This window comes from Pseudomonas sp. MWU13-2862 (assembly GCF_023242495.1).
GTDB lineage: Bacteria > Pseudomonadota > Gammaproteobacteria > Pseudomonadales > Pseudomonadaceae > Aquipseudomonas > Aquipseudomonas gingeri_D.
In genome coordinates this window covers 100,091-116,960 of the sequence record NZ_JALMEZ010000008.1, presented here as the reverse complement: position 1 = coordinate 116,960, position 16,870 = coordinate 100,091, and the positions used below count along the sequence as shown (strand labels likewise).

15 protein-coding genes are annotated in these 16,870 nt (G+C 62.5%); 12 read left to right on the top strand and 3 right to left on the bottom strand.

Annotation, left to right across the window (positions count from 1 at the left end; all coding sequences use genetic code 11):
• Window positions 1-19: 19 nt before the first annotated feature.
• From M5C56_RS16070 to M5C56_RS16050, 5 genes are all read left to right on the top strand, one after another.
• The gene (locus M5C56_RS16070) at window positions 20-1,921 is read left to right on the top strand and encodes an ATP-binding protein (RefSeq protein ID WP_103494182.1); all 1,902 of its coding nucleotides are present in this window, start codon (window positions 20-22) and stop codon (window positions 1,919-1,921) included.
• On the top strand, window positions 1,918-3,243 hold the full coding sequence (locus M5C56_RS16065; protein ID WP_103494183.1) for a sigma-54 dependent transcriptional regulator: 1,326 nt from the start codon (window positions 1,918-1,920) through the stop codon (window positions 3,241-3,243). The genes M5C56_RS16070 and M5C56_RS16065 overlap by 4 nt, the downstream gene beginning before the upstream one ends.
• A 20-nt stretch (window positions 3,244-3,263) precedes the next feature.
• Window positions 3,264-3,593, top strand: coding sequence for a GlpM family protein (locus M5C56_RS16060; protein WP_247263218.1), 330 nt, complete (start codon window positions 3,264-3,266; stop codon window positions 3,591-3,593).
• Between the two features lie 168 nt (window positions 3,594-3,761).
• Window positions 3,762-4,136: an EamA family transporter gene (locus M5C56_RS16055; RefSeq protein WP_103494185.1), complete on the top strand. Its 375-nt coding sequence runs from the start codon at window positions 3,762-3,764 to the stop codon at window positions 4,134-4,136.
• 31 nt (window positions 4,137-4,167) lie between these two features.
• Window positions 4,168-4,569: an EamA family transporter gene (locus tag M5C56_RS16050; protein ID WP_103494186.1), complete on the top strand. Its 402-nt coding sequence runs from the start codon at window positions 4,168-4,170 to the stop codon at window positions 4,567-4,569.
• Window positions 4,570-4,747: 178 nt separating this feature from the next.
• On the opposite strand, the gene M5C56_RS16045 is transcribed toward M5C56_RS16050, so the two are convergent.
• Window positions 4,748-5,521, bottom strand: a complete 774-nt coding sequence (locus M5C56_RS16045; protein ID WP_103494187.1) for a MipA/OmpV family protein — start codon at window positions 5,519-5,521, stop codon at window positions 4,748-4,750.
• A 225-nt stretch (window positions 5,522-5,746) separates the two neighbouring features.
• On the opposite strand from M5C56_RS16045, the gene M5C56_RS16040 reads away from it, so the two are divergent.
• Genes M5C56_RS16040 through M5C56_RS16015 form a run of 6 tightly spaced genes read left to right on the top strand, consistent with a single transcriptional unit; the run spans window position 5,747 to window position 13,013 of the window.
• On the top strand, window positions 5,747-6,451 hold the full coding sequence (locus M5C56_RS16040; protein WP_100944506.1) for an HAD-IB family phosphatase: 705 nt from the start codon (window positions 5,747-5,749) through the stop codon (window positions 6,449-6,451).
• Complete coding sequence (locus tag M5C56_RS16035; RefSeq protein ID WP_103494188.1) at window positions 6,444-7,838, top strand: aminotransferase class III-fold pyridoxal phosphate-dependent enzyme; 1,395 nt, start codon at window positions 6,444-6,446, stop codon at window positions 7,836-7,838. Before M5C56_RS16040 ends, M5C56_RS16035 begins: the two co-directional genes overlap by 8 nt.
• Complete coding sequence (locus tag M5C56_RS16030) at window positions 7,835-8,701, top strand: alpha/beta fold hydrolase (protein WP_177102781.1); 867 nt, start codon at window positions 7,835-7,837, stop codon at window positions 8,699-8,701. The genes M5C56_RS16035 and M5C56_RS16030 overlap by 4 nt, the downstream gene beginning before the upstream one ends.
• A gap of 10 nt (window positions 8,702-8,711) precedes the next feature.
• Window positions 8,712-9,836 carry a GNAT family N-acetyltransferase gene (locus tag M5C56_RS16025; protein WP_103494190.1) on the top strand — a complete coding sequence of 375 codons (1,125 nt, stop codon included), beginning with the start codon at window positions 8,712-8,714 and terminating at the stop codon, window positions 9,834-9,836.
• Window positions 9,836-11,626 (top strand): ATP-binding protein, encoded by a 1,791-nt coding sequence (locus tag M5C56_RS16020; protein ID WP_247263210.1) that lies wholly within the window; start codon window positions 9,836-9,838, stop codon window positions 11,624-11,626. Before M5C56_RS16025 ends, M5C56_RS16020 begins: the two co-directional genes overlap by 1 nt.
• Window positions 11,616-13,013, top strand: a complete 1,398-nt coding sequence (locus M5C56_RS16015) for a sigma-54 dependent transcriptional regulator (RefSeq protein WP_103499705.1) — start codon at window positions 11,616-11,618, stop codon at window positions 13,011-13,013. The genes M5C56_RS16020 and M5C56_RS16015 overlap by 11 nt, the downstream gene beginning before the upstream one ends.
• A gap of 134 nt (window positions 13,014-13,147) precedes the next feature.
• Here the strand turns inward: M5C56_RS16015 and M5C56_RS16010 are convergent, their stop codons facing one another.
• A complete protein-coding gene (locus tag M5C56_RS16010) occupies window positions 13,148-14,140 on the bottom strand; it encodes an alpha/beta hydrolase (protein ID WP_103499385.1) in 993 nt (330 codons plus the stop codon).
• A gap of 212 nt (window positions 14,141-14,352) precedes the next feature.
• Here M5C56_RS16010 and metR point away from each other — a divergent pair, with 212 nt between their 5' ends.
• Window positions 14,353-15,270 (top strand): transcriptional regulator MetR, encoded by a 918-nt coding sequence (gene metR / locus M5C56_RS16005; protein ID WP_103499384.1) that lies wholly within the window; start codon window positions 14,353-14,355, stop codon window positions 15,268-15,270.
• An 85-nt stretch (window positions 15,271-15,355) separates the two neighbouring features.
• On the opposite strand, the gene M5C56_RS16000 is transcribed toward metR, so the two are convergent.
• Complete coding sequence (locus tag M5C56_RS16000; protein WP_103499383.1) at window positions 15,356-16,711, bottom strand: HD domain-containing phosphohydrolase; 1,356 nt, start codon at window positions 16,709-16,711, stop codon at window positions 15,356-15,358.
• Window positions 16,712-16,870: the final 159 nt, after the last annotated feature.

The following is a 16,870-nucleotide window of genomic DNA, read 5'->3' as shown; positions in this document are numbered from 1 at the left end:
TTGACCCAAGGCAAACGTGATGAAATGCGACCCCAACCTCTATCGCGCGACGCCGCCCTCATTCGCCGTGAAACCCCGCCTGATCCGCCAACTGTTCCTGCCGCCCCTGATCATCCTGATGATGATCGGCCTGGGCTACGCCGGCTATCGCATCAGCGAACACTATGGCATCCGCACCCTCAGCGAAAACGGCGAACGCCAGCTGGAGCTGCACGCCCGCACCGTCGAAAGCGAGATCAGCAAGTACACCTACCTGCCCAGCCTGCTGGAGCTTGAATCCAGCGTCTCGGCCCTGCTCAAGGAGCCCGACGCCGAACACCGCCAGGCGGTCAACGCCTACCTCGAAGGCCTGAACCGGCGCAGCCGCAGTCGGGCCATCTATGTCATGGACACCAGCGGTCGGGTATTGGCCACCAGCAACTGGCGCGATGCCGACAGCTACCTCGGTGAAGACCTGTCCTTTCGCGCCTATTTCCAGGACGCCGTGCGCGGTCTGCCGGGGCGTTTCTACGGGATCGGCAGCACCAGCGGCGAACCCGGCTATTACCTGGCCCACGGCCTGGAAGAACAAGGCAAGATCATCGGCGTAGCCGTGATCAAGGTCCGCCTCGAAGCCCTTGAAGAGCGCTGGCAACGGGCCCGCCTGGAAGCTTTTGTCACGGACGAGAACGGCATCATCATCCTCTCCAGCGACCCGGCCCGACGCCTCAAGTCCGTGCGCCCGCTGACCCCGGAGATCAAGGAACGCCTGGCCCGCAGCCTGCAATATTACTGGTGGCCGCTGAACGAGCTGCAACCCCTGGCCCGCGAACGCCTGGCCGAGGGCGTCGAAACCCTGACCTTCCCGGCCAACACCGAGCTGGCCAAGGACGGCGACAGCGTCAGCTACCTGGCCCAGACCCGGCGCCTGAGCGACACGCCCTGGCATCTCACCCTGCTCACCCCCTTGCAGGACCTGCGCCGCGAAGCCGCCAACCAGGGCATGCTGGTGGCCGTGGCCTTTGCCCTGGTGGCCTTCCTGCTGATCGCCTGGAACGAACGGCGCAAGGTCATCGCCACCCGCCTGGCCGCCCGCGAAGCCCTGCAGGAAGCCAACAGCCAGCTGGAACGACGGATCGCCGAGCGCACGGTCGACCTGCGCGCCAGCAATGATCGGCTCAAGGACCAGATCCGCGAACGGCGCCAGGCCGAGGAAACCCTGCGCCGCGCCCAGGACGAACTGGTCCAGGCCGGCAAGCTGGCCGCCATCGGCCAGATGTCCACCAGCATCGCCCATGAACTCAACCAGCCGCTGGCCGCGTTGCGCACCCTGTCCGGCAATACCGTGCGTTTCCTCGAACGCGGCGAACTGGACACCGCCAGCACCAACCTGCGCACCATCAACGACCTGATCGACCGCATGGGCCGGATCACCGCCAGCCTGCGCGCCTTTGCCCGGCGCGGTGACGACAAGGGCGAGTCGAGCCTGGCCAAGGCCGTCGACGCCTCCCTGCAGGTCCTCGGCAGCCGGGTCGAAACCCTGCACCTGGAAGTCCATCGCGACTTCGACGACGTGCAACTGGCCATCGACCAGACCCGCCTGGAGCAGATCCTGGTCAACCTGGTCGGCAACGCCCTCGACGCCATGCAGGCCCAACCGCTGCCGGAACTGTGGCTGGAAGGCGACTTCGTCGAAGGCAAATACCGCCTGCTGGTACGCGACAACGGCCATGGCATCGAGCCTGAGGCGCGCAAGCACCTGTTCGAACCCTTCTTCACCACCAAGCCGGGAGAACAGGGCCTGGGCCTCGGCCTGACCCTCTCCGCCAGCCTCGCGGCGGCGGCCGGCGGCCACCTCGGGGTCGAACACCCCCTCACGGGCGGTACCGCCTTCGTCCTCACTTTACCGCGGGTCAACCCTGCCAAGGCCGAGCCGATATGAACAACGACCTCACTGTCCTGATTGTCGAGGACGACCCCCATGTCCTGCTCGGCTGCCAGCAGGCGCTGTCCCTGGAAGATATCCCCAGCGAAGGCGTCGGCAGTGCCGAGGAAGCCCTGGCACGGATCGGCGACAACTTCCCCGGAATCGTCATCAGCGACATCCGCCTGCCGGGCATCGACGGCCTGGAGCTGTTGACCCGGCTCAAGGCTCGCGACAGCAGCCTGCCGGTGGTGCTGATTACCGGCCACGGCGATATCTCCATGGCTGTCGGCGCCATGCGCAACGGCGCCTATGACTTCATGGAAAAGCCCTTTTCCCCCGAGCGCCTGGTGGACGTCGCCCGCCGCGCCCTGGAGCAACGCGGCCTGGCCCGGGAAGTCTGGTCGTTGCGCCGGCAACTGGCCGAGCGCGACTCGCTGGAGGGCCGGATCATCGGCCGCTCGCCGGCCATGCAGAACCTGCGGGAACTGATCGCCAATGTCGCCGATACCTCGGCCAACGTGCTGATCGAAGGCGAGACCGGCACCGGCAAGGAACTGGTCGCCCGCTGCCTGCATGACTTCAGCCGGCGCAAGTCGCAACAGTTCGTCGCGCTCAACTGCGGCGGGCTGCCGGAAAACCTGTTCGAGAGCGAGATCTTCGGCCATGAGGCCAATGCCTTTACCGGCGCCGGCAAACGCCGCATCGGCAAGATCGAGCATGCCCATGGCGGCACGCTGTTCCTCGACGAAGTGGAAAGCATGCCGATCCCCATGCAGATCAAACTGCTGCGGGTCTTGCAGGAGCGCACCCTGGAACGCCTGGGCTCGAACCAGAGCGTGGTCGTCGATTGCCGGGTCATCGCCGCCACCAAGTTCGACCTCGACGAAAGGGGCCGCGCCGGCGAGTTTCGCAGCGACCTGTATTACCGGCTGAACGTGGTGACCCTGGAGCTACCGCCCCTGCGCGAGCGGCGCGAAGACATCCTGCAATTGTTCGAACACTTCCTGCAGCAGTCCTCCCTGCGTTTCGACCGTATCGCGCCGGAGCTGGACAACCAGACCTTGTCCAGCCTCATGAGCCACGACTGGCCGGGCAATGTGCGCGAACTGCGCAACGTCGCCGAGCGCTTCGCCCTCGGCCTGCCGCCCTTCAAGAAAGCCGGTGCGCAAAGCGGCGGCGGGCTGGGCTTTGCCGAAGCGGTGGAAGCCTTCGAGCGTAACCTGCTCAACGAGGCCCTGCAGCGCAGCGGCGGCAACCTGAGCCAGGCCAGCCACGAACTCGGCATGGCCAAGACCACCTTGTTCGACAAGGTCAAGAAGTACGGTTTGAGTCACTGACGGCGGGCAAGATGGATTTACTGTTGAAGGCCGCCCTCGGCGCCCTGGTCGTGGTGCTGCTCGCCGCCCTGTCGAAAACCCGCAATTACTACATTGCCGGGCTGGTACCGTTGTTCCCGACCTTTGCCCTGATCGCGCACTACATCGTCGGCAAGGGTCGTTCGATCGATGATCTGAAAACCACCATCCTGTTCGGCATGTGGTCGATCATTCCCTACTTCATCTACCTGGCGACCCTGTATGTGCTGGTGGACCGGCTGCGCCTGGAGACATCGCTGGCCCTGGCGGTACTCGCCTGGTTGCTGGTGGCCAGTGTGCTGGTCAGCCTCTGGCTGCGTTTTCACGGCTGATCCACCACCGTCGCCCGGCGCCCCGTCCGCTTTGTGCTGGCCTGTCCTTTGCATTTGCCGGCAAAGCCCTTACGCTGTGCGCCTTCATGGACGCTGCAGCGAAGCCAAGCGACTGTGCAATCCGGCGCGCGATAAAGCGTTGACCCTGCTGTTCTAGGAGCTGTTTCCGTGACCCTTGGCGTTTTTTTGCTGGTACTTTTTTCCGTTGTCCTGGACGTGATCGGCCAGCTCTGTTTCAAGATGGGCCTGGACCGTCTGCCGGAGCTGGAGGGTGGCTTCAGGCTGAAAGCCTTCTGGGGCCAGGTGTTCAACGCCCCCCTGCTGTGGTGCGGGATCGGTTCTTATGTCATCGAGTTTTTTGTCTGGATCGAAGCCCTGTCCCGGGCACCCTTGAGCCTGGTGTTTCCCATCGGGGCCCTGGCCTATTGCGGCGTGGTGCTGGCCGGCAAGATGGTGCTGGGCGAAACCGTCAGCCGCCGCCGCTGGCTCGGCACGCTGGTGATCACCGCCGGCGTGATGCTGGTGGCCATTTCCGGCGCTTGAGGGCTCCATTCATGTTCGAAGGAAATTGTTGATGAGCGGTTCAAAACACATTGATTGGCTGCACGGGCGCTTCGGCACCATCGTGCTCTGGGCCTTGCTGATCGCTTGCGAAAGCGGCGGACAGATCGCCACCAAAGTCGGCGGCGATCAACTCGGGCAGACCGATTTCAGTTTGCAATGGCTGCACGCGGTACTGCTCAACCCGGGTGTCTGGGTGGCGGTAGCCTGTTATATCGGGGCGTTTTTCGTCTGGATGCTGATTCTGCGACGCAGCACGCTGTCGTTGGCGTTTCCGCTGAGTTCGCTGGTGTTTGTCGCGGTGCTGCTGGCGTCCTGGCTGGGGCTGAACGAGCAGATCAGCCTGCTGCACTGGATCGGTGTGGCGGTGATTATCGGCGGGATTGCGTTGCTGGCAGAAGGCGAGAAGAACTAGCCGGCGATGGCGGTGAATGTCGCAGCGCTATCGCCAGCAAGCTGGCTCCTACAGATCCGAGTCACGCCGCATATTATCGTCGTGCCCAAAACCCTGTAGGAGCCAGCTTGCTGGCGATGGCGTCATTGAATATGACATCGCCATCCCGGCGCCAGTGCCTACAAAAGAAGGTCAGGCCTCAGAACTTGTAGCTGATCGCCGTCTGGATCTGCCCCTGGTCGCTGTCGCCCTTCTGCTTGACGATGCTGCTGTCGGCCGCCGAGCCCACCAGGTGAATCCAGCTGGCACTGGTCATCAGCGACCAGTTACCGCCCAGGGGGATGGCAAAGCTCTGGGTCAGGGTCAGGTTCTGGAAACCACCGCCGGCATGATACTGGCGGATCCCCGAGTCCTGTGCCTCCTGGGCACTCACACCGAAGAACGTCTGTGCCTGGCGCTCATCGGCATAGTGCGCGGTGAAATTGCTCCGGCCGATAATCCCCATGCCCAACGGATAGCCCAGCTCTCCACCCAAACGCCCGAGCAGGCCGCCCTGCCCGCTACCGCCGCCGACGGCACTGCCCAGCTCGGCGAACAACCGCCAGAAGTCGGCCGGCGCGTATTCCACGAAACCACCCACCACGCCCATGTCCGGCACATCGCGCAAACCGCGCAACGAGCCGTTGGAGTTGCGCCCGGGCACGTAATTGGCGAAAGGCCCGATGCTGAAACCGTTGGCCTTGAACGCGTCCCAGGTCAGGCCGTCATCGCCACTGAGGCTGACATTGCCCCAGTCCAGGTCCACATAAGGCAGTGGCGTCACTTCATAACGGCTGCCCGACGGATCATAGGGCTGATAGCCCACCCCAACCCCCACTTGCCCGGTCGGACCTTCATCAGCCAGGGCCGCGTGGCTCCAGCCAGCCAGGGAAAAAAGGCCAGCCAGCAGCAATGGGGAGGAGAGACGAATCATGAAAGTGTCCTTGTAGATACATGCCTTCGCGTTCACAAACACGACTTTTTGTAGGCGAGCACTGATGTTGTTTGTAGGAAGCTACAAATTTTGTAGCTTCATGTACGCAACCCGATACATATAACGGATATATTCCACGAGAATACCGGATTTGAGCACTTGGCACACTCCGTGCTCTGCGTAGGGCATGCGCAGTGTGCGCTCTTATTCAACAGGTACAAGCAGATGATGCACTGGCATATCGTGTGTGATTTCGATGGGACCATCTCCCGCACCGACGCGATCGACAACATCCTTGAGCGTTTCGCCGACCCGAGCTGGGAAAGCATCGAGCAAGAGTGGCTGGACGGTCATATCGGTTCGCGTGAATGCCTCAGCCGCCAACTGGCGCTGGTCAAGGCTTCGCCGGCTGACTTGCTGGCTTACTTCGACACCATCGATATCGACCCGGACTTCCCGGACTTCGTCGATCATGTCATGGGCCTGGGCGCTTCCATCGAAGTGGTCAGCGACGGCATCGAACAAGGCATCGCGCGGATCCTCTCGCGCAACTACGTGACCTTGCTGCCGATCCTCGCCAACCGCCTGCGCCAGGTCGACCACAATAGCTGGCGCATCGATTTCCCGTATTCCAGCGACGCCTGCCGCGCCGCCTCCGGCAACTGCAAATGCAAGTCCGCGCCCAAGGGCAAACGCATCCTGGTGATCGGTGACGGTCAATCGGACATGTGCGTGGCCGGCACCGCCGACTTCGTTTTCGCCAAGGGCCGCCTGGCCGAGCATTGCGAACGCAACAACATTCCTTACGCGCGCTTCGACTCCTTCGCCGAGCTGCCGGCCATGCTGGCCCTGCTGCCGAACGACATCGCGGCGAACGCCGGCAACTACTCTATCGATCTTGAACAACAGGAACTCTTCCACCATGTCTGATATTCGTATCGCTACAGCCGAAGACCAGGTGCTTCTGGAAAAAGAAGCCAAATATTGCTCCTACGGCGATACAGTTCACTACATCGAACCACCGCGCATTTTCAGCCGCTGCGAAGGTTCCTACGTCTGGGACACCGAAGACCAAGCTTACCTCGACCTGCAAATGTGGTACTCGGCGGTCAACTTCGGCTACGCCAACCCACGTCTGAACAACGCCCTGAAAAAGCAGATCGACACCCTGCCGCAGATCGCCAGCCAGTACTTGCACAAAGGCAAGATCGAACTGTCGGAAATGATCGCGGTCGACGCCAAGAACAAGTTCGGCCTCGACGGTCGCGTGCACTTCAACGTCGGTGGTTCGCAGTCCATCGAAGACTCGCTGAAAGTCGTGCGTAACGCCACCAACGGCAAGAGCCTGATGTTCGCCTTCGAAGGCGGCTACCACGGCCGGACCCTGGGCGCGTCCTCGATCACTTCGAGCTACCGCTACCGTCGCCGCTACGGCCACTTCGGAGAGCGCGCACAGTTCATCCCGTTCCCGTACCACTTCCGCGGCCCGAAAGGCATGACCAAGGAAGAATACGGCAGCCAGTGCGTGCAGCAGTTCGCCCGCCTGTTCGAAACCGAATACAACGGTGTCTGGGACCCTAAAGTCGGTACCAGCGAATACGCCGCATTCTACGTCGAGCCGATCCAGGGCACCGGCGGCTACGTGATCCCGCCGATGAACTTCTACAGCGAGCTGAAGCAGGTCCTCGACCAGCACGGCATCCTGATGGTCGTCGACGAAATCCAGATGGGCTTCTGGCGTACCGGCAAGCTGTGGTCGATTGAACACTTCGACGTCAAGCCGGACGTGATCGTCTTCGGCAAGGCGCTGACCAACGGCCTGAACCCGCTGGGCGGCATCTGGGCCCGTGAAGAGCTGATCAACCCGAAGATCTTCCCACCAGGCTCCACCCACTCCACCTTCGCCTCGAACCCACTGGGTACGGCCGTTGGCCTGGAAATGTTCAAAATGACCAGCGAAGTCGACTACGGCGCGATGGTCATGGCCAAGGGCAAGTACTTCCTCGAAGGCCTGCAAGAGCTGCAGAAACGCTTCCCGATCATCGGCGACGTCGATGGCCTGGGCCTGGCCCTGCGCTGCGAAATCTGCACCACCGACGGCTTCACCCCGGACAAGGCCACCCTGGACTACATGGTCGAGGAAGGCATGAAGGGCGACATGGTGGTTGACGGTCAGAAACTCGGCCTGATCCTCGACGTCGGCGGCTACTACAAGAACGTGATCACCCTGGCACCGTCGCTGGAAATCAGCTACCCGGAAATCGACCTGGGTCTGAAACTGCTCGAACAACTGCTGAACCGAGCCATGAAGCGGTGAACATGACACCTATCGATCTGGGCGAAGGCGATGCTGGCTTCGTACTCGGCTCGGGTCCGGTCGGGATCTTGTTGATCCACGGCCTGACCGGCACCCCGACGGAACTCCGTCGGGTGGCCCAGGGCCTGGCCAAGAAGGGCAACTGCACGGTTTACGTGCCGACCCTGGCCGGGCACTGCGGCGGTAACGAAGACCTGCAGGCCACCGGCTGGCTGGACTGGTATGAAGGCGTACGCAAGACATTCGTGGCGGTGAAAGAGCGCCACGAACAGGTTTTCGTCGGCGGTCTGTCCATGGGCGCGGTGATGTCCATGTACATGGCCTCCGAACACCCGGGCCAGATCGCCGGGCTGCTGATGTACTCGACGACCCTGCGCTACGACGGCTGGAGCATTCACAAGCTGGCATTCCTGACGCCATTGCTGATGAAGATTCCGTTCGGCGTGCACATCTGCCGTTTCGAGGAAAAGCCGCCCTATGGCATCAAGAACGAACGCCTGCGGGCCATCGTCGAGCGCCAGATGAAAGCCGGCCAGAGCAGCGATGCCGGGCTGTTGACCATGGAAGGCATCACCGTGCGCGAACTGCACCGGATGAACGCCGTGGTCATGCGCCGCATGCCGTCGATCAAGACCCCGGCCCTGGTGATCCACTCCATCGAGGACGACATCACCAGCCCATGGAACGCCGACTACGTCGAGCGTCACCTGGGCGGTCCGGTGACCAAGGTCATGCTCGACAACTGCTATCACATGATCACCGTCGATCTGCAATACAAGGAAGTGATCGAGCTGAGCGCCGACTACGTCGAGCGTTTGAGCGGCATCTCGAGCGAGCCTGAAGCACAGCGGCAACAGGCCTAAGGAAAGACCCGTGATCAGCGCCCAAGCCTTCTCGACCATCGAGGCTATCGACCGTAACGCCTGGAACGATTGCTTTGTCGGCGTCCTGGAGAATTGGGAGTATTACCTGGCGGTGGAGAAAGCCGGCATCGAAGACTTTGAATGGCGCTACCTGGCGCTGTTCGAAGACGACCGTTTGCTGGCCGTCGCCCCCGCCTTCCTGACTTCCTACAAACTCGACACCACGGTGCAGGGTTTGGTTAAACGCATCACCGGCTGGATCAATCGATTCCTGCCGGGATTGCTGAAATTTCCGCTCTACGCCATCGGCTCGCCGGTGGCGGAGCGCTGCACGGCCGGAACGGCCAGCCATGTACCGCCGGCACGGCGCCAGGCCCTGCTCGAACAGCTGCTCGCCCTGGCCCACGCTGACGCCCGGCAATTGGGTATCCGCCTGATCGCCGTCAAGGACGCCCCCAGCGACGACAACGACTGGCGCCGCAGCTGCAAGGCCGCCGGCTACCAGGCCATGCCCAGCCTGCCCAACGCGCTGCTGCCGATCCCGTTCGGCTCCATCGACGCCTACCTGGGGACCCTGGACAAGGCAACCCGCAAGGACCTGCGGCGCAAACTGCGGGCGCCCGGACCGCGAATCGAATGGCGACACAATATCGACGATGTGCTGCCACGGATCATGGAGCTGTACCAGGCCACGTTGGCGCGCAGCGAGTTGCAATTCGAGCGGCTGCCGGCGGGTTACTTCACCCATGTACTCGAACACATGGACGAACGCGCGGCCTGTGTCCTGTACTGGGCCGGCGAGCGCCTCGTGGCGTTCAACCTGGTGCTGTTCGACGGCGAACGCCTGATCGACAAATTTTTCGGTCATGAGGTGAACCAAAGCCGCGAACCCAATCTCTATTTCCGCAATTGGCTGGCCAATGTCGATTACTGCATTCGCCACCAGATCCCGGTCTACGAGTCCGGGCAAGCCGGTTATGCCAGCAAGATTCGCCTGGGCTGCTGCTTCCAGGGCAATAATATGTTTTTCCATCATCGCAACTGGCTGGTCAACAATGTCCTCAGAGGGGTCAAACTGTTGGTTCGCCCGGATCGATTCGACCCTGCCATGTCTGCTGCGATAAGCGAAACCTGATGACCAACACGCCAGAACGCCGCCGAAAACGACGCCCCCTCTCGATCTCGCGCTGGAGCGTGCAACGCAAGTTGCTGCTGGCGTTCTGGCTGGTCAGCGTAGTGCCGACCATGATTGCCGCGGAACTGGCGGCCACGACGCTGTCGCAGATTTTCGACAGTAACGTGCGCATCTGGCTGCAAGAGTCGACCAAGGTGGTCAAGGACGAGATCAGCGAGATCAAGCGTTCCAACGCCCGCGTCGCGCAGTTGTTCCTGCTCTACACCCGGCCGCCCAGCTCGCACCGCGCCGCCAAGCACGACAAGCTGACCGCCGACATCGCCGACGCCATGGGCATCGACCTGGTGGCGCTGGTGCGCAACCAGGACCACAAGGTGGTCTTCACCACCCAGCCGGATGATATCGTCTCGCAGATCAGTACCGCGCCCAACGCGGTGTTGCAGACCATTCAGATCGCCGGCGTGACCACCGGCGTGGTGGTCTCGACCTTCGACACCACCCAGGACGGCGTCGACTACCAGATGGTCATCGCCACCTACCTGGACAGCAGTTTCCTCAACAGCGTCGCCGATGTGCACTCCCTGGATCTGCGCCTGTACCTGGCCAACCCCCAGGGTTTTTCCGAGATATTCTCCACCCAGCGCTTCGAAGATCACCCCAGTAACGTGCCTGACAGCATCACCGACGTTCTGCGCGACACCCGCCAGCCCAGTGAAGTCTTCACCAACCGCTACAGCGGCCTGTACTGGCCGATCTTCAACGACACCGGCGACCTGCAGGGGGTGATTTTCAGCGGCCTGCTGCGCCACACCAGCCTGGTGGGCCTGGTCAACCAGAGCAACCTGTTCATCCTGATCTTCATGCTGGGTTCGGTGCTGTCGCTGAGTGTCGGCTGGCTGGTCTCGCGGCGCCTGACCCTGCCCTTGCGCGGCCTGGCCGAAGGCGTCAGCGCGGTGATTTCCGGCGACTACAGCAAGCGTATCCCGGTGACCGGCAGCGACGAGCTGTCGGAACTGAGCAACACCTTCAACCACATGACCGAACGCCTGGGCGAGCTGCATCACCTCGAAGCCCAGCTGCGCCGCCGCGACCGCTTGCACGCCCTGGGCGAAGTCGCCATGGGCCTGGCCCACGAAATCCGCAACCCGCTGGGCATCATCAAGACCGCCACGCAGTTGCTGCACCGCCGCGCCAACCTGCCGGACACCGACAAGCGGCACCTGGAATACGTGATCAGCGAGGTCTCGCGGATCAACGACCTGATCACCGAATTCCTCGATTTCGCCAAGCCCAGCGCACCGATTCGCGCGCTCTACCCGGCCCGCGAGCTGGCCGAGGAAATCCTCGGTTTCTGCGCTCCGGAACTGGCGATCCACAATATCGACGCGCAGATCGACGACCAGGCGCCCGGCGCCACCTTGTATGCCGACTCCCGGCAGTTGAAACAGGCCTGCCTGAACCTGATCCTCAATGCCATCGACGCCATGCCCAAGGGCGGGCGCCTGACCATTGGCATTGCCAAGGACACGCGCTATACCATCATCAGTGTCACCGATACCGGGCAGGGCATCGAGCCGGACATGATCGAGCGCATTTTCACGCCATTCGTCACCACCAAGGCCTCGGGCACCGGCCTGGGCCTGGCGAAGGTCTATTCGATCATGGAGAACCATGACGGGCGCATCGAGTGCATCAGCGAAAAAGATGCCGGCGCGACCTTCAACCTGTACATTCCGGCCCATGGTGGCGACCTGGACCACGAGGATGAGGAAGAAGACGATGACGCATAACGTCCTGGTGGTCGATGACGAGCCCAAACTCTGCGATCTGCTGAGCTCGGCACTGAGCCAGAACGATATCCGGGTCTTCACCGCCGGCAACGGCCTGGAAGCCCTGGTAGTGCTGGAACAGGAAGAAATCGACCTGGTCATCAGCGACTGGCGCATGCCCGGCATGGACGGACCGCAATTGCTCTCGGAGGTCAAGCTGCGTTTCCCGCAGTTGCCGGTCATCGTGATGACCGCCTACAGCACCGTGAAGAATGCCGTGCAATCGATGCGCAACGGCGCCTTCGACTATATCGCCAAGCCGTTCGACATCGACGAGCTGGACATCACCGTCAACAAGGCCCTGCAATTTCGCGACATCCTGCGGGACAATGCGCGCCTGCGCGCCGAGCTCGACGAACACCAGCAGATCGACAGCCTGGTGGGCGACAGCCCGACCTTCCGCCGGGTCCTGCAAGCCGTGGACTCGGTGCGCGAAAGCAACGCCACGATCCTGCTGACCGGCGAAAGCGGCACCGGCAAGGAAATGGTCGCCCGGGCCATCCACAAGCATGGCAACCGCGCCGATATGCCGTTTGTCGCGGTCAACTGCGCGGCGATTCCCGAAGGCTTGCTGGAAAGCGAGATGTTCGGCCATCGCAAGGGCGCCTTTACCGGGGCCGTCGCGGACCGTGTCGGACGTTTTATGCAGGCCGACAAGGGCACGCTGTTTCTCGATGAGATCGGCGATATGCCGCTGGCGTTGCAAGCCAAGATCCTCCGTGCGCTGCAAGAGCGGATCATCGAGCCGGTGGGTGATCCGCGCGAGCGCAAGGTCGACGTGCGGGTGATTGCCGCAACCAACAAGAACCTGCTGCAAGCGGTGGCCGACAAGGAGTTTCGCGAAGACCTGTATTACCGCCTGAACGTCTTCCCGATTCCCCTGCCCGCCCTGCGTGACCGGGTCGAGGACATCGCCCCGCTGGCCCGGCATTTCGCCCATACCCTGGGCGCCACGGCCGGCAAGCGCATCGACGGTTTCAGCGCGCAAGCCTTGCAGGCGATGCTCAACTACCCGTGGCCAGGGAATATCCGCGAACTGCAGAACTGTGTGGAGCGAGCGACCATCGTCGCGGCCGGGCACGTGATCGAAGAGAGTGACCTGCCGGCTTACCTGTTCGAGTCGACGCCGCCCCAGAGCAGCGCCAGCCCGCTACCCGGCATTGCCCCCGGCCTGCCGAAAGACCTCGACGCGGCCCTGGCGGACGTGGAGAAGGCTTATATCCTCGCGGCCCTGCAGGAAAGCAATGGCGTGCAGGCGGCCGCGGCGCAGTTGATCGGGATTTCCGAACGCAGCTTCTGGTATCGCCTGAAGAAGCTGGCGATCCACGTCGACAAGATCATCCGCTGAAGCGGGTTCGGAAAACCCTGCATAACCTGTAGGAGCGTGGCTTGCCCGCGAAGAGGCCCTTGAGACCGCTAAAAGCTTCGCGGGCAAGCCACGCTCCTACAGGACGGGGTTGGCCGCGATAACGATGAGTTCCCTCAGAGCTGCGCCCAACGACTGACATCCGCCTGATGCAGACGCAGGTACGGCAGCACCGCCGCCAGCAACGGCGCCTTGAACGCCTCCTGGAAACGATGGGCCATCCCAGGCACCAACACCAGTCGACTGCCCTGGATATGCGCCGCCAGGTGCACCCCGTGCATCACCGGCAGCAACGGATCGGCCGTGCCATGGACCACCAGGGTCGGCACCCGCAGTTGATTGAGCAACGGCACCCGGCTCGGCTCGGCGAGAATCGCCATGATCTGGCGCTTCACCCCTTCCGGATTGAAGGCACGGTCATAGGAGGCCGCCGCCTGCTGCAACAGCTTGTTGCGGTCGTCACGCACCTCCGGGCTGCCCAGGGCCGCCAGCAGATCGGCCTGCTGCTCGATCGCCACCTCACGGTTCGGCGCGCTGCGCCGCGAGAGCAACTGCACCAGCGCCGCACTGGGCGCCGGCAAGCCCTCGGCACCGGAACTGCTCATCACCAGGGTCAGGCTCTCGACCCGTTCCGGCGCCATCGCCGCCACGTGCTGGGCGATCATGCCGCCCATGCTCGCACCGAGCACATGGAACTGCTGGATCTGCAACGCATCCATCAGGCCCAGGGCATCGCCGGCCATGTCGGTCAGGGTATAAGGCGCCGCCACCGGCAAGCCGAGCTTGTAGCGCAGCACCTCGAAGGTCAGGTTGGCGCTGGCCGGCGCCTGGCGCCAGGTGGACAGGCCGACATCGCGATTGTCATAGCGAATCACCCGGAACCCCTGCTGACAGAGCGCGACCACCACCTCGTCCGGCCAGTGGATCAGTTGCCCGCCCAGCCCCATCACCAGCAGCAAGGCCGGATCCGAGGCACGCCCGATACTCTGGTAGGCCAGGCTGACCTTTTCCAGTTCGACCTGTTGGGTCGGAACATTGACATCACATCTTGAAGCCGCAAAAGACGGCAGGCCGAACAGTAGTGCGGCCAGGAAAATTACTACACGCATGAAAACACCGAAACGCAGAACCCCATTGAGGCGCGAGTTTGATGTTATTTGTTCAACGGCGCTGCCACAGTTCAGTGACAGTTTGATGAAGATTGCCGAGTGACACCCGAAGGTAGGCTTACCGGCGACAGCGCTCCTGTCGACAGCCAGGGCAACATGAGACAAACTCATACCCTTCCCGTCACTCACAAAATCTACTCATGGAGTCCCAGGTGCTGGAAATCCGTCACTTGAAAACCCTTCACGCGCTGCGCGAAGCCGACAGCCTGGTAGAGGCCGCCGAACGCCTGCACCTGACCCAGTCGGCCCTGTCCCACCAGTTCAAGGAACTGGAAGAGCGCCTGGGCATGCCGTTGTTCGTGCGCAAGACCAAACCGGTGCGCTTCACCAGCGCCGGACTGCGCCTGCTGCAACTGGCCGACGCCACCCTGCCGCTGCTGCGCGGGGCGGAGCGGGATATCGCGCGCCTGGCCGGCGGCACCGCCGGCCGCCTGCACATGGCGATCGAATGCCATAGTTGTTTCCAGTGGCTGATGCCGACCATCGACCAGTTCCGCGATGCCTGGCCGGAAGTGGAACTGGACCTGGCCTCGGGATTTTCCTTCGCCCCGTTGCCGGCCCTGGCCCGTGGCGACCTGGACCTGGTGGTGACCTCCGATCCGCTGGAACTGGCGGGCATCACCTACGTGCCACTGTTCACCTACGAAGCCATGCTGGCGGTGGCCAACCAGCATGCCCTGGCCAACAAACCCTATATCGTGCCCGAGGACCTGCTCAAGGAAACCCTGATCACCTACCCGGTGGAACGCGATCGGCTGGATATCTTCACCCGCTTCCTGGAACCGGCCGACGTCGAGCCGGCGCAGGTGCGCACCTCCGAGCTGACGGTGATGATGATGCAATTGGTGGCCAGCGGCCGTGGTGTCTGCGGCATGCCGCACTGGGCGCTGCACGAATACAGCTCGCGGGGCTACGTCAAGGCCAAGCGGCTGGGGGAGAAAGGCCTGTTTGCCACGCTGTATGCGGCGGTCCGCACCGACATGCTCGATGCGCCCTACATGCGCGACTTCCTGCTGACAGCCAAGGACACCTCGTTCTCGACCCTCGATGGGGTCAGCGCGGTACGCTGAAGCCCCGCAGCGTCATCGGCGCTCGCGCGTCTGCGCTGCGGCGCTGTTTCAGCCGCCGCAAGGCCACAGAACAAAGTCAGAGGGGCTACTCGCTCTGCTCCAGCAGCGCCAGGATTTCTTCCGGAATCTTGACGAACACGCTGTACTTGGCGCCCTCCATGGATTCGAAGGCAATCAGCTTGTCCACCAGCGCCGCGCTGAGGAGCTTGCCGGCGTTGAGCAGCAGCATGCCGTTGTCGGCATTGAGGTTGCGCGCCAGGATCATCCCGGCCACCAGCTCGCGGGTGCTCAGGACCTTGACCGACGGGTCGCCCAAGGTCACATCGCTCAGGTACTCGGCACAGACCTTGACGAAGTCCTCGACCAGGCCCGGGTCATAGAGTTTGCCGGCGTACTTGCGAATAAAGAGCAGTGCCTCGTCGCTGTTCATCTGCCGTTCGAGAATCAGGCCACGCTGCAACTCGATAAAGTCCACCGCCAGCTTCAACACTCGCGACCCGAGGGGAATAGCCTCGCCCCTGAGGTGGTCGGGAAACCCCGTGCCATCCCAGCGCTCCTGATGATGCAGAATCAGCCGGGCCGCATCCTGCATCGGCTCCAGGGTCATCAGCAGCGACTCGCTCTGCTTCGGATAACCGCGATAACGCTCGCGATCGGTGTGGTGCAACAGGTCGGCCGGCGCGCCCATCATGCTGTCGGTCCAACTCATCTTGCCGATATTGTGCAGAGCCGCGGCCATGGCCAGGTCGCGGCTGGTCGCCTCATTCATGACATGGACCTTGCAGTAGACCTTGACCAGATCGATGATCGCCCGGTTGGTCTGCTTGTCCTTGGGCAGGCGCCACTCGACCATCCGCGAGAACACCTCGGCCGTGACGGCGTAGCTGCGCTTGAGTTCTTCATAGGCCAGGTCAAGCATGTCGGCGGTCTGCTGGACTTCGCTGGTGCGCGCGATCACGCGCTTTTCCAGGGTCGAGTTGAGCGACTGCAGTTGCCGGTTCTGCTCGTGGACCAACAGTTGCAGGCGCTGGCGCTCACGCTCCGAATGCTGGAAGGCCAGGCCCTGGGTGAGGGTCATCAACAGCTCTTCATCGTTCCAGGGTTTACTCAGGTAACGGTAGATCCGCCCTTCGTTGATCGCCTTGGCGATCATGTCCAGGTCGGCATAACCGGTCAGCAGGATCCGCAGGCAGGCCGGATACAGCTCATGAATCCTCGCCAGCAGGGTGGCACCGTCCATGTTCGGCATGCGCGCATCGCTGATCACCAGGTCGATGGGCTGCTCGGCCATGATTTCCAGGGCACGGGCGCCGCTGTCGGCAAGGAACAGTTCATAACCCTGGCTGCGCAGCAAACGGCGCAGGCTGTTGAGAATCGACTCTTCATCGTCGACCAGCAGGACACGGGGTTTGATCACGACTTCAACTGCGGATTCATCCATGGAGCACCTCATGTCTGCGTGTGGCTTCTATCCAGGGCCCCTTGAACAGCCGACGGTCCCTGTCTTTTGCGCTAAGGGTAGATGTTCGACCATCAATTGGCATCATGTTTATCAGCAAATCAGCTCAGGCCGATCTATGCTGCAAGCAATCCAGCGCGC

Bases quoted from the DNA above. Each gene is read 5' to 3' on its own strand.
- M5C56_RS16045 (WP_103494187.1), bottom strand. From the start codon at position 5,521: ATGATTCGTCTCTCCTCCCCATTGCTGCTGGCTGGCCTTTTTTCCCTG.
- M5C56_RS16000 (WP_103499383.1), bottom strand. From the start codon at position 16,711: ATGGATGAATCCGCAGTTGAAGTCGTGATCAAACCCCGTGTCCTGCTG.
- M5C56_RS16040 (WP_100944506.1), top strand. From the start codon at position 5,747: ATGATGCACTGGCATATCGTGTGTGATTTCGATGGGACCATCTCCCGC.
- M5C56_RS16065 (WP_103494183.1), top strand. From the start codon at position 1,918: ATGAACAACGACCTCACTGTCCTGATTGTCGAGGACGACCCCCATGTC.
- M5C56_RS16015 (WP_103499705.1), top strand. From the start codon at position 11,616: ATGACGCATAACGTCCTGGTGGTCGATGACGAGCCCAAACTCTGCGAT.
- M5C56_RS16070 (WP_103494182.1), top strand. From the start codon at position 20: ATGAAATGCGACCCCAACCTCTATCGCGCGACGCCGCCCTCATTCGCC.
- M5C56_RS16035 (WP_103494188.1), top strand. From the start codon at position 6,444: ATGTCTGATATTCGTATCGCTACAGCCGAAGACCAGGTGCTTCTGGAA.
- M5C56_RS16010 (WP_103499385.1), bottom strand. From the start codon at position 14,140: ATGCGTGTAGTAATTTTCCTGGCCGCACTACTGTTCGGCCTGCCGTCT.
- M5C56_RS16020 (WP_247263210.1), top strand. From the start codon at position 9,836: ATGACCAACACGCCAGAACGCCGCCGAAAACGACGCCCCCTCTCGATC.
- M5C56_RS16050 (WP_103494186.1), top strand. From the start codon at position 4,168: ATGAGCGGTTCAAAACACATTGATTGGCTGCACGGGCGCTTCGGCACC.